The sequence below is a fragment of the Flavobacterium sp. T12S277 genome (genome assembly GCF_048514875.1).
Lineage (GTDB): Bacteria > Bacteroidota > Bacteroidia > Flavobacteriales > Flavobacteriaceae > Flavobacterium.
Window position 1 is genome coordinate 1 of sequence record NZ_JBLYEG010000001.1, and the last position, 13,141, is coordinate 13,141.

Consider the following 13,141-nt stretch of genomic DNA (forward strand, 5'->3'; position numbering starts at 1 on the left):
GAAGATGACCACGTTGATAGGCTATAGATGTAAAGGCAGTAATGTCATAGTCGAGTAGTACTAATAATCCGTAAGCTTATGTACACCCTTTTCCTCCGGGGCAACCCGGAGGAAGAAACTTTCTAAACAATTTATGTTTCTTTATCTCAGTATGTTAAAATATTAGCTCGACGCGAGCAGTTATGAGTTTTGAGTTATAAGTTAGGAGTTGAAAAACGATAAACTATAAACAACAAACAAAATAACTAACAACCTTAAGGTGGTTATTGCGGCGGGGCTCACCTCTTCCCATCCCGAACAGAGTAGTTAAGCCCGCCTGCGCAGATGGTACTGCAGTTATGTGGGAGAGTATGTCGTCGCCTTTCTTTTTAAAAACCCTGTTTCTAATCGAAACAGGGTTTTTTGTTTTATAGCGGTTTTGAGTGGTAAAGACCTTTGCGTGCTTTGCGTAAAACTTTGCGCACTTTGCGGTTAAAAAATGGACCGCGGATGGTACAGATTCGCTATGCGAAAACGCGGATTGAAACGGATTTTTTTTTGTTTGTTCTTTATTTTATACACTTGGCTGATCTTCTGTTTTAAAATAGATCGCGGATTGTGCTGATTCGCTGCGCGAAAACGCAGATTGAAACGGATTTATTCTGTTTACCGTGAACTGCGTTAGGGATGGCAGCGGTATCCTTTTGTGACACCTTTAATCTTCTTATAATCTCCAAAAACTTTTATCGCAAAAGATTTAGCGGACAGCCCGACCCGAAGGGGAACGCCCAGAGAAAAATTATACCATAAAGGTTGCATTCAATAGCTTAAAACCGTTTGAGAATCTTTGTAATATTTCAGATAAAAATCCTATTTTTACTTCAGTGTTTAATTTTTTAGAATCGAAATACAATGAAGAATGTTTTTTTAAAGGGAGATTGTGATGAGTTTGTAAAGCGTATCAATTTGCTTGAACCGGAATCAAAAGGTCTTTGGGGAAAAATGGATGTGGCGCAGATGCTGGCACATTGTAATGTTTCCTATGAGATGGTTTATGACGATATTCATCCTAAACCGGGTTTCTTTTTAAAATTTATTCTGAAGACACTCGTTAAGAATAAGGTGATAAGCGAGACGCCTTATCTTCACAATAATCAGACGGCACCTCAGTTTATTATTAAAGGCAGCAGGGATTTTGATCTTGAAAGAGAGAGATTGATTGGCTATATTAATAAAACGCAGCAGTTGGGTGAAAAAGAGTTTGATGGTAAAGAATCTCATTCTTTTGGCAAATTAAAAGCTGTAGAATGGAATAATATGTTTGCAAAACATCTGGAGCATCATTTGAGTCAGTTTGGCGTTTAATTTTATACTTGGTCTATGAAGCTATTTTGTATGGTGAGTTTGTTGTTTTTGGGATTGTCTGTAAATGCACAGCAACAAGAGGTTCAGAAGAGTATTGAAAACTTTTTTGAAGGATTTCACCAAAGGGATACCCTAAAAATGAAAGCGGTTTGCGCGGATAAGCTGATCCTGCAATCTATTAGTGAGAGCGCAACTAAAGGAAACAAGCTTACAGATGAAAAAGCCAGCGCATTTTACAAATCAATTGCTACAATTCCTTCTAACATTAAATTTACGGAGAAAATACTGAGCTATACGATTCAGATTGACGGGACAATGGCACATGTATGGGCGCCTTATCAGTTTTATGTGAATGATAAACTGAGTCATTCGGGGGTAAATACTTTTACTTTGTTTAAAGAAAAAGAGACCTGGAAAATTATTTATCTGATCGATACCCGAAGAAAATAATCGTTTTTTACGCTATTTCAGTGGCAAAGTAATGACAAGAATCTACAATTAAACATTCATCGCACTTAGGTTTAGGTCTGCACGTTTCTCTTCCCAGAAAGGAGATGGCCATGCCAATTTCAGACCAGATGGTTTTAGGTAAAACCTGCATCAGGTCTTTTTCTGTTTTATTTCCGTCTTTACTTTCTTTGATAATTCCAATTCTTGGAGCAACGCGAATGACATGTAAATCAGCAATAATGCCTTCTGCCGGCTGTTGGGTTTCTCGCAGAATTACATTGGCAGATTTTCTTCCGATTCCTTTTAAAGCAGTTAGCTCTTTCATGTTCAGCGGGATATTATCGTCGTCTTGAACCGTTTTTGCAATTTCCAAAAGCCACTGCGCTTTGGTAGGGTAATTTCGAACCTTGCTGATGTAAGGAATGAAAGTTTCTGAATCGGTTTCGGAGAGACTTTTTAAGGTGGGATACTTTTCAAACAGCGCCGGTGCAATTTTATTGATATTAGCGTCAGAATCCTGAGCAGATAAAACCACCATTACCAATAATTGATAGGTATTTTGGTAGTCTAAAGGATGTCTCTTTCCTTTATATTTACTTAAAATAGGTTCAAGTTTTGTTTCCCAGTCGGTTGTCTCTCCAAATAAGTCCATTTTTATTTTCTTTAGAATTAAACAATATAAAATGTAACCATCACAAAATTAAGATGTTTTGATGAAATCCAGCGTTTTTTTGATGACATTTTGATTGCCTAGTATTTTTCGGTGTCCTAAACCTTCTGTCAGATACAAAGTTCCATTTTCTAACTGTTTGTGAATATGGATTCCGGCTTTTACTGAAACTTCAGGATCATCATGATCGTGAATGACCAGTACAGGTATTTTAACTTTTTGAGCAGCCCTGTAAGCGGAGTAATCATCCATTTTTACCTGGTATTTGTCTTCAAAATGGGCACGCATACGCTCACTAATTTCTTGTTTTAATTCGAGTTTTGCCACAAAATCATCCAGTATGTCCTGTACGATATCGCCGCTGCCAATTATTACCGCTTTTTTTACCTGTAAGCCATCTTTTATTGCATTTAGAACCGACATTCCGCCTAAGGAGTGACCTATAGCAAATTCAAAAGGACCAAATTGTTTTTCAATTTCTAAAATAGAAGCAATAAACTCGGACATGATGGTACTTTTTCCTTCGGATTTTCCATGTGCCGGAGCGTCGAAACTTACGGTAGAATAGCCATTTTTTAAAAGCTCATCGGCTATTTTGAATAATTGTGTACCTCTTCCTGACCAGCCGTGTACGAGTAAAATTTTACGATCGCTTTTTCCATATTCGTAGGTAACAACACTTTTATGAATTGCAGGAACAGGGATGGTTTTTTGAATACTTTTTTGCTCCATCTCGAGTTCACGTTTTGGAACCTTATGTTTTATAGGGGTTGTGAAGAGTTTTGCCGCATATGAGGTAACCAGTTTTGTTGAAAAAAAGGCACAAATTTTAGCGGATACAATAATAAACTGGGGAATTTTTAGAGATTTAGTAGGATTATTTTCCTTTTTTGTCATATCAATAAATTTTTTTTGGGGGCTGGACTTTGTTTATTTTTTCCTAAATTTAAAAAACATAAAAGTAGCACATTAATAGATGTTTACCGAAAAAAATAATTCACAAAATAGTATTTAATACGCATATAAATCTTAAGAATGGAAATATTTCACATCAGTGCAGAGTGTTATCCAATGGCAAAGGTTGGAGGGTTGGCGGATGTGGTTGGCGCATTGCCTAAATATCAGACCAATGCAGGTCATGACGTTCGTGTTGTAGTCCCTTGTTATGACACAAAGTTTAAGAAAGAAAATGATTTTGAATGTGTTCATTGGGGTAATGTGAAGCTGGGGAATTTTAATTTTCCGTTCAGTGTCCTAAAAGAGACCACAGACAAGTTGGGTTATGAATTGTACCTGATTGAAATTAAGGAGTTGTTCGATCGGCCTAATGTCTATGGATATGAAGATGATATAGAAAGATTTGTATCGTTTCAAATTGCAACCTTAGACTGGATTGCAGCCCGAAGCAAAGTTCCCGATGTTTTAAATTGTCACGATCACCACACGGGATTGATTCCGTTTTTAATAAAATATGCCTACAAATATGAAAGTCTGAGTAAGGTACGAACTGTAATTACGATACATAATGGTTTGTATCAGGGCTGGTTTGGTTTTGATAAACTGCATTATCTGCCTGAATTTGACTTAAAACATGTTGGTTTCTTAGAATGGGATCATTCGATTAATTCACTGGCGGTGGGCATCAAATGTGCTCATGCCGTAACTACGGTCTCTCCAAGTTATCTGGACGAGATTAATAATGCTGCCAATGGTTTAGAGGCATTGTTTAAATCCGTTCTCTATAAATCAAAAGGAATTTTGAACGGGATTGATTTTGAAGTTTGGGATCCTGCAAAAGATCAAATGATCGTGAGTAATTACTCGATTGAAACTTTTGTGACCGGGAAGCAAAAGAACAAAGAAAAATTGTGTGAGCAGTTTGAACTCGATGCAACAAAACCCTTATTCAGTTTTATTGGCCGTTTGTTTGAGGAAAAAGGGGGAGATCTACTCCCACAGGCTTCCGCACTGGCGTTATCAGAGAATTTTGAAAGTATCAATATACTGATTCTCGGATCAGGAAATTCGGTAATTGAAGAACAGTTGGTTCAATTGCGAAATGATTACACAGGAAATTACAACGTTTTTATTGGTTATAATGAAGAACTGGCACATTTAATTTATGCCGGATCCGATTATATTTTAATGCCTTCGAGAGTAGAGCCTTGTGGTTTAAATCAGATGTATGCATTGCGTTACGGGACAGTTCCAATTGTGAGAAGAACGGGTGGGCTGAAGGATACCGTTATTGACTTTGGAGACGATGGGAACGGTGTATGTCATGATCAGGCCTCGGTGGGAGATATTTGCTATTCGATAAATCGTGCCGTGAAATTGTACGAAGATCAAATTAATTTTAAGAAGATAAGAGCGAAAGGAATGGCTACAGATCATTCCTGGGAGCGTGTTTGCCAAGAATACATCGAGATATACAACCTAATAATTGAGAAAAATGAAATTTAAGAAGAAAAATGTAGTTGCCATTATTTTAGGAGGAGGACAAGGATCACGTTTGTTCCCGTTAACAGAAACCCGATCAAAACCCGCAGTTCCGATTGGAGGAAAATACCGATTAGTAGATATCCCTATTTCCAATTGTATTAATTCTGATATTTTTAAAATATTTGTTCTGACACAGTTCAACTCGGCATCTTTAAACGCCCATATCAAAAACACTTTTAATTTTAGTATTTTCAGCCAGTCCTTTGTAGATATACTAGCGGCTGAGCAAACACCCGATAATCCAACCTGGTTTCAAGGAACTGCTGATGCCGTTAGACAATGTATGTCTCACTTTTTGAAACACGAATTTGATCATGCTTTGATTTTGTCGGGCGATCAATTGTACCAAATGGATTTTAACGAAATGCTCGAAGCTCATATTGCGGCTGATGCTGCCATTTCGATCGCTACCTTGCCCGTAAATGCTAAAGATGCACCTGAATTTGGAATTCTTAAAACGAATCATGAGAGTTGTATAGAAGCTTTTATAGAGAAACCTGATGCTTCGCTATTACCGGAATGGGAATCTGATGTGAGTGAGCATATGAAGGAAAAGGGTAAAAAATACCTGGCTTCGATGGGAATTTATATTTTTAACCGCCAATTACTCGAAGAGTTGATGGCAGATCCGGAAACAAAGGATTTTGGAAAAGAAATCATTCCGCAGGCCGTTGGAAAACATAAAATTTTAAGCTATCAATACGAAGGATATTGGACGGACATTGGAAATATTGAATCCTTTTTTGAAGCAAATATTGGCTTAACAACCGATATTCCGGAATTTAATTTGTTTGATAACGACAATAAGATTTTTACAAGACCCCGATTGTTACCACCGTCTAAATTTAGAAATTCAACCATCAATCAATCTTTGATTTCTGAGGGATGTATTATAAACGCTAAAGAAATTAAAAGTTCGGTCATTGGAATTCGTTCCAGAATAGGAGCAGGAACCATACTGGAGAACTGTTATGTGATGGGTAACGATTTCTATCAGGACTTAGACGAGCTGAATCATGAAGCAACCATTAATAAAATACATGTGGGTATTGGCGAAAATTGTTTTATACAAAATGCGCTGATCGATAAGAATGTCAGAATTGGAAATAATGTTCATATCAGCGGCGGTAAACATTTAGATAATTTTACGAATGAGCTGTACAGTATCAAAGACGGTATTGTTGTGATTAAAAAAGGAGCGGTTCTCTCTGATAATTTTAGAATTGAATAAAAGACTTAAAATTAATTATTGCCTTAAAAACCAAATATGTCTAAAGTAATCACGCATTCTCTCTTTACGGATTTTGATATTGATTTATTCAAAGCGGGAAAACACTTCCAATTGTACGAAAAATTAGGAGCACATTTAATTGAAGTTGATGGCGTAAAAGGAGTGTACTTTGCCGTTTGGGCTCCTACAGCTCAATCGGTTTCTGTTGTGGGGGATTTTAATTACTGGACACAGGGCGAACATCTTTTGCAGGTACGCTGGGATTCTTCGGGCATTTGGGAAGGATTTATTCCCGAAGTTTCAAAAGGAGCCTTGTACAAATATAAAATACAATCGAATATTGACGGAATTGTAACCGAAAAGGCAGATCCCTTTGCTTTATATTGTGAAAAACCGCCTCATACTGCTTCGGTGGTCTGGGATTTGGATTACAACTGGAAGGATGAAACATGGATGCAATCGCGCCGGGAGAACAATGCACTAGACAAACCTCATTCGGTGTACGAAGTGCATCTGGGGTCCTGGAAACGTGGCGAGAACAACCGTTTTTTAACCTATTTGGAACTGGCCGATGATCTGGTGGCCTATGTAAAAGAAACCGGTTTTACCCATGTCGAATTTATGCCGGTGATGGAGTATCCTTATGATCCTTCATGGGGCTATCAGCTAACAGGCTATTTTGCACCGACTTCGCGTTTCGGAAAACCACAGGATTTTATGGTGTTGGTAGACAAGCTGCATCAGGCCGGGATTGGGGTTATTTTAGACTGGGTACCTTCACATTTTCCTGACGACGCACATGGCTTAGGTTTCTTTGACGGATCGCATTTGTACGAACATCCGGATCGCCGAAAAGGCTATCATCCCGACTGGAAAAGTCTGGTGTTTAATTACGGACGCAATGAAGTTCGTGCTTTTTTAATCAGTAATGCTGTTTTCTGGCTACAGCACTATCATGCCGATGGTTTGCGGGTAGATGCCGTTGCCTCGATGTTGTACCTTGATTATTCCAGAAACGAAGGCGAGTGGGAACCGAATATTTATGGAGGAAGAGAAAATCTGGATACAATCAGTTTTCTTAAAGAATTTAATGAGGTTATTTATGCTAATTTTGATGGAGTTCAAACCATTGCAGAAGAGAGTACATCGTTTCCAATGGTGTCCAGACCAACGTTTACAGGAGGTTTAGGCTTTGGAATGAAATGGATGATGGGATGGATGCATGATACTTTAAAATATTTTCAGAAAGAAACCGTCTATCGAAAATACCATCAGAACGATTTGACCTTTTCGATGACCTACGCTTTTACCGAGAATTTTATGCTGCCTTTTTCGCATGACGAAGTGGTGTATGGAAAAAAATCAATTGCCAATAAAATGCCGGGCGATGAATGGCAGAAATTTGCCAATTTAAGATTGCTGTACGGTTATATGTTCACACATCCCGGAACCAAGTTATTGTTTATGGGATCGGAGTTTGGGCAAAGCGATGAATGGAATTTTGAGAAAAGCCTCGATTGGCATTTGTTGCAATACGATTACCATTTCGGAGTAAAAAAAGTAATTACAGCATTAAATCAATTGTATAAAACCCATCCGGCATTGTATGAAAAGCAATTTACAGGAGAAGGTTTTGAATGGATTAACTATTCAGACCATCAAAACGCTATTTTGTCCTACATCCGAAAAGGGAATAACCCTAAAGAAAATCTGGTTGTCGTTTGCAATTTTACGCAGGTCGTACGCGAAAATTACAGAATAGGTATTTCACAAAAGGGACAACTGCAGGAAATTTTTAACAGTGATGCCGTTGTTTATGGAGGTAGCGGTGTTGGAAATTCGGAAGCCCTAAAAATAGAAGCATCGCCTTATGATGGCAGGGATTTTTCGGTAGCATTAAATTTGCCGCCTTTAAGTGTAACCGTTTATTCATTTGTATAAACGATTGGTTATTTCCGGAATACCGTTTTATCAGTTTCACGTTCTTAAATTATCGATTTGTTTATTTTTTAAGAGGATATTTAACAGCCATTCAGAAAAAACGTTTTCGTGAATAATCCTTTTATTCATAGAGGGTTATCGAGTTTTTTTGTATGTTTGAAAGAGAGATTAGCGTTATACAATTAATACAAAATCGATATGATTACAAATACAGCATTAGAATATAAAGGCGATTTATACCCATCAAAAATTATTTCGCATCAACATGAAGGGGACTCTATTTTTTTTCATACCAACAACAAAGTAATCTTAAAAGTCACTATTCTTAGAGACAGTTTAATCCGGTTCCGTTTTACAACAAAAGGATATTTCAGCAACGATTTTTCGTATGCTATTGACAGAACACAGCTTCACGGCTACAATTTTCTGGAACTTACCGAAGAAGAAACGTATTTTCAGATCAGGACCAGCAAAGTAAAATGCAAAATCCAGAAGGCAGATTTACGTCTGGCGATTTATGATTTGAATGATTTCCTGATTCTGGAAGACGAACTTGGTTTTCATTGGGAAGAAAGTTACGAATACGGAGGTAATATTGTAAAAATGAGCAAATCTTCTAAGGATGGAGAGTGTTTTTATGGTTTAGGAGATAAAGCAACACAAATGAATCTAAAAGGCAAGCGACTTGAAAACTTTGCCACAGATCAATATGCGTATCAAAAAGAACAGGATCCATTATATAAAGTAGTCCCTTTTTACATTGGTTTACACAACAAACAGTCCTACGGAATCTTTTTTGACAATACTTTCAGAACCTTTTTTGATTTTTGTCAGGAAAGAAGAAACGTTACCAGCTTTTGGGCAGAAGGCGGAGAAATGAATTATTATTTTATCTACGGCCCGCAAATGCAGGACGTAGTGACCAATTATACAGATTTAACCGGGAAACCGGAACTACCACCACTTTGGGTATTGGGGTATCACCAATGCAAATGGAGTTATTATCCCGAAAGCAAAGTAAAAGAAATCACCTCAAAATTTAGAGAACTAAAAATCCCTTGTGATGCCATTTATCTTGATATTGATTATATGGAAGGATTTCGATGTTTTACCTGGAACAAAGACTATTTTCCAGATCCCAAAAAAATGGTTGCCGAATTGGCTGAGGACGGCTTTAAAACAGTCGTCATCATTGATCCGGGAATCAAAATAGATAAGGATTATTGGGTGTATCAGGAAGCTTTAGAGAAAGATTATTTCTGTAAAAGAGCCGATGGCCCGTATATGAAAGGTAAAGTATGGCCGGGTGAATGTAATTTTCCTGATTATACAAATCCTGCAGTAAGAGAGTGGTGGGCAGGTTTATTTAAAGAATTAGTTTCAGAGATTGGAGTCAAAGGAGTTTGGAACGATATGAATGAGCCGGCTGTTATGGAAGTACCAAATAAAACATTCCCTATGGATGTACGTCATGTATACGACGGAAACCCATGTAGTCATAGAAAAGCACACAATATTTACGGTACACAAATGGCCAGAGCCACCTATCATGGTGTCAAACGTTTTGCCTACCCGAAACGTCCGTTTGTCATTACGAGATCGGCCTATTCGGGAGCACAGCGTTATACCTCTTCGTGGACAGGCGACAATGTAGCGACCTGGGAGCATTTATGGATTGCTAACATTCAGGTGCAACGAATGAGCATTTCGGGGATGGGTTTTACCGGTTCTGATATTGGAGGTTTTGCCGAACAGCCTACAGGTGAATTGTATGCCCGCTGGATACAGTTAGGCGTATTTCATCCGTTTTGCCGAACGCATTCTTCCGGCGATCATGACAATCAGGAGCCCTGGGCTTTTGATGAAGAAGTCATCAACATTACCCGCAAGTTTGTGAGCCTGCGTTATCAGCTGCTTCCGTACTTGTACACCATGTTCTGGCAGTATATTGAAGAAGGTGTCCCGATGTTAAAACCATTGGTGTATTACGATCAGGAAGACACACAAACCCATTACCGCAATGATGAATTCATTTTTGGAAATCAGATCTTAGTATGTCCGATCCTTGAACCGAATGCGGTGGGCAGACGTATGTATATCCCGAGAGGCGAGTGGTACAACTATTGGACCAACGAATTTAGCGTAGGAGGACGAGAAGTGTGGATTGATACCAAATTTGATGAAATTCCGGTTTTTGTAAAAGCGGGAGCTATTATACCGAAATATCCGGTGCAGCAATATGTTGGCGAACTTGAATTTGATGAACTGACACTGGATTTGTATTTCAAACTAGGGAAAGAAAAATCGGTAGTGTACGAAGATGCACAGGACGGTTACGATTACAAAAAAGGACGTTACAGCTTCTTGTCTTTCAGGACTATCGGAAAAGAAAAAGAACTGATTGTTCAATTGCACAAAGAAGGTAAATACGATACACCCTACAGCAAGTATAAAATCAATTTAATCGGACTGCCTTTTACGGTGAAGGAGATTGAAATAGACAATGAAAAAGTAACTTTTGATAAAATTGGTTTTGAACAAAATCATTTTCTAATCGTGGATAAAGAGTTCAATGAACTTCACATTATTGGCGAATAAAGAAATCCTGATACTTTTTTTGATAATTATATAAATCCTGAAAAAAATAATAATTGTATTTTTGTATGTTGTTATAATACCACCATCATGAAAAAACATTTAGTATTAGGCCTTTTTGTTGTAATTCTGGCAGGCAGTTGTGCGACAAATCCAATTACAGGAAAACAAAATTTGAATTTTGTTTCCAATAGCGAATTGTTTCCTTCCTCGTTTCAGCAATACAATACTTTTATAGCCGAAAACAAAGTGATTACAGGAACAGCAGATGCCAAAAAAGTAGAAGCTGTAGGAACAAGAATTAAAGCGGCAGCCGAAAAATACCTGATTTATCTGGGGCAATCACAATATTTGAAAGATTACCGCTGGGAATATAAACTGGTAGACAATAAAGAGGTTAATGCCTGGTGTATGCCGGGAGGGAAAATTGTGGTGTATTCGGGAATTTTACCCGTAACACAAAATGATTCCGGTTTAGCCACTGTTATGGGACATGAGGTTTCGCATGCCTTAGCCAATCACGGTGCACAAAGAATGAGTGCTGCACAATTACAACAAATAGGAAGCGTGGCTTTGGGAGCTGCTACAAGCGGTAAAACGCAACAAACGCAGGAGATATTCGCACAGGCCTACGGACTTGGTACTCAGGTTGGTGTAATGCTGCCTTTCAGTCGAGGCAATGAAACCGAAGCAGATAAAATTGGACTTACACTGATGGCAATTGCAGGTTACAACCCCGATGATGCGATTTCGTTCTGGAGCCGAATGTCGGCCAAATCAGGGGGAGGAAGCACACCGGAGTTTATGAGTACGCACCCGTCTGATGCTACAAGGATTGCCAATATTAGAGCTTTAATTCCCGAAGCAAGAGCGACAGCACTTAAAGTTGGGATTATTAAATAAATTTTTTACCGTAAATATCACAAAGCTATTCTTTTTTAGAGTAGCTTTTTTTTTGGTGATAATTTATTAATACACGAATTAGTGAAAATTGATTTGATTATAATAAAAAAAAGATAAATTCGTAGCTTGTTAACAAAACCATTACTATGAAAAACCTACAAAAAGGAGATAAGAAACTATTGAATGCCTGGGCATTTTACGATTGGGCAAACTCCGTTTATACACTAACCATCGCATCGGCAGTATTTCCGATATTTTATGAAGCTTTATTCTCAGACCGTGACCATTATATTGATGTATTTGGTATGCACCTTAAAAACTCTGCCTTAATTAGTTTTATTACTGCAGCTGCCTTTTTAGTAGTGTCGTTTATATCTCCTTTGTTATCCGGAATTGCGGATTATGTAGGGAACAAAAAAGCATTCATGAAATTCTTTTGTTATATGGGAGCCTTGTCCTGTATGGGGTTATATTGGTTTGATCTTGACAATATTTATGTCGGACTGGCTTTTTACTTTTTTGGATTGCTGGGGTATTGGGGGAGTTTGGTTTTTTACAATTCTTATTTACCGGATATCGCTTTTGAAGAACAGCAGGATAAAATTAGTGCCAAAGGATATTCAATGGGATATATTGGTAGTGTTATTTTGTTGATTATCAATTTGTTGATGATTATGAAACCTAAGCTTTTTGGTATTACCGGAACTGATGGAGAAGCTGCGATGAAAGCCATGCGTTATTCGTTTATAATGGTAGGAGTTTGGTGGATTTTATTCAGTCAGTATACCTATTTTTATTTACCAAAGGGAAGTAAAGCCAGCGGGCAAAAATTAACGAGTGCAGTTGTTTTCAATGGTTTTAAAGAGTTAAAGAAGGTTTGGGCACTGTTAAAAGAAAACATTCCTTTAAGAAGATATTTAAGCGGATTTTTTGTTTCGAGTATGGCAGTACAAACCGTAATGCTTGTGGCTACTTATTTTGGAGCGCAGGAAATTCAATGGGCAACTAAAGAAGACAGTACGATCGGATTAATTAAATGTATTTTAATTATTCAGTTAGTAGCTGTTGTAGGAGCTGTTCTGACTTCCAGAGCTTCTGCTAAATTTGGAAATATTCCAACCCTAATTTTTATCAATAGTATTTGGGCTGTATTTTGTGCTTTGGCTTATTTTATCATTTTGCCGATGCATTTTTATGTTATGGCTACCGTTGCCGGGTTTGTGATGGGTGGTATTCAGGCATTATCCCGTTCTACTTATTCAAAACTATTACCCGAGACAGAGGATACTGCTTCCTTCTTTAGTTTTTATGATGTAGCCGAGAAGATCGGAATTGTAATCGGAATGTGTGTTTACGGAATCATTGACCAAATAACAGGAAGTCCGCGTGCTGCAATTGTAATTTTAGCCGTCTTTTTTGTTACTGCAATTTTCCTTTTAAGAAGAGTACCCAAAAAGGCACTTTAAAAAGCTATCATGTGGACAGAAACATAAATAAAATTCCAC

The 13,141-nt window shown here is 37.8% G+C and carries 10 protein-coding genes and 1 rRNA gene; 9 read left to right on the forward strand and 2 right to left on the reverse strand.

Features of this window, described 5'->3' with window-relative positions; translation table 11 throughout:
- Nucleotides 1-255: 255 nt before the first annotated feature.
- The 3 genes from rrf (at nt 256) to ACN1CN_RS00015 (ending at nt 1,794) form a co-directional block, all read left to right on the forward strand.
- Nucleotides 256-365 (forward strand): 5S ribosomal RNA (gene rrf, locus ACN1CN_RS00005).
- 526 nt (nt 366-891) lie between these two features.
- Nucleotides 892-1,344 (forward strand): DUF1569 domain-containing protein, encoded by a 453-nt coding sequence (locus tag ACN1CN_RS00010; protein WP_419134169.1) that lies wholly within the window; start codon nt 892-894, stop codon nt 1,342-1,344.
- A gap of 15 nt (nt 1,345-1,359) precedes the next feature.
- On the forward strand, nt 1,360-1,794 hold the full coding sequence (locus ACN1CN_RS00015) for a nuclear transport factor 2 family protein (protein ID WP_419134170.1): 435 nt from the start codon (nt 1,360-1,362) through the stop codon (nt 1,792-1,794).
- 7 nt (nt 1,795-1,801) lie between these two features.
- On the opposite strand, the gene ACN1CN_RS00020 is transcribed toward ACN1CN_RS00015, so the two are convergent.
- Together ACN1CN_RS00020 and ACN1CN_RS00025 are read right to left on the reverse strand one after the other, a co-directional pair.
- Nucleotides 1,802-2,446 carry an endonuclease III domain-containing protein gene (locus ACN1CN_RS00020; protein WP_419134171.1) on the reverse strand — a complete coding sequence of 215 codons (645 nt, stop codon included), beginning with the start codon at nt 2,444-2,446 and terminating at the stop codon, nt 1,802-1,804.
- A 48-nt stretch (nt 2,447-2,494) separates the two neighbouring features.
- The gene (locus ACN1CN_RS00025; protein ID WP_419134172.1) at nt 2,495-3,361 is read right to left on the reverse strand and encodes an alpha/beta hydrolase; all 867 of its coding nucleotides are present in this window, start codon (nt 3,359-3,361) and stop codon (nt 2,495-2,497) included.
- A gap of 138 nt (nt 3,362-3,499) precedes the next feature.
- Between ACN1CN_RS00025 and ACN1CN_RS00030 the strand changes: the two genes are divergently transcribed.
- The 6 genes from ACN1CN_RS00030 (at nt 3,500) to ACN1CN_RS00055 (ending at nt 13,102) form a co-directional block, all read left to right on the forward strand.
- Nucleotides 3,500-4,927: a glycogen synthase gene (locus ACN1CN_RS00030; protein ID WP_419134173.1), complete on the forward strand. Its 1,428-nt coding sequence runs from the start codon at nt 3,500-3,502 to the stop codon at nt 4,925-4,927.
- Nucleotides 4,917-6,197: a glucose-1-phosphate adenylyltransferase gene (locus ACN1CN_RS00035; protein WP_264524134.1), complete on the forward strand. Its 1,281-nt coding sequence runs from the start codon at nt 4,917-4,919 to the stop codon at nt 6,195-6,197. The genes ACN1CN_RS00030 and ACN1CN_RS00035 overlap by 11 nt, the downstream gene beginning before the upstream one ends.
- Nucleotides 6,198-6,233: 36 nt before the next feature.
- Nucleotides 6,234-8,138, forward strand: a complete 1,905-nt coding sequence (glgB, locus tag ACN1CN_RS00040; protein WP_419134174.1) for a 1,4-alpha-glucan branching protein GlgB — start codon at nt 6,234-6,236, stop codon at nt 8,136-8,138.
- Between the two features lie 198 nt (nt 8,139-8,336).
- Nucleotides 8,337-10,736, forward strand: a complete 2,400-nt coding sequence (locus ACN1CN_RS00045; protein ID WP_419134175.1) for a glycoside hydrolase family 31 protein — start codon at nt 8,337-8,339, stop codon at nt 10,734-10,736.
- Nucleotides 10,737-10,823: 87 nt separating this feature from the next.
- Nucleotides 10,824-11,636: a M48 family metallopeptidase gene (locus ACN1CN_RS00050; RefSeq protein ID WP_291286746.1), complete on the forward strand. Its 813-nt coding sequence runs from the start codon at nt 10,824-10,826 to the stop codon at nt 11,634-11,636.
- Between the two features lie 146 nt (nt 11,637-11,782).
- Nucleotides 11,783-13,102 carry an MFS transporter gene (locus tag ACN1CN_RS00055; protein ID WP_419134176.1) on the forward strand — a complete coding sequence of 440 codons (1,320 nt, stop codon included), beginning with the start codon at nt 11,783-11,785 and terminating at the stop codon, nt 13,100-13,102.
- The last annotated feature ends 39 nt before the right edge of the window (nt 13,103-13,141 follow it).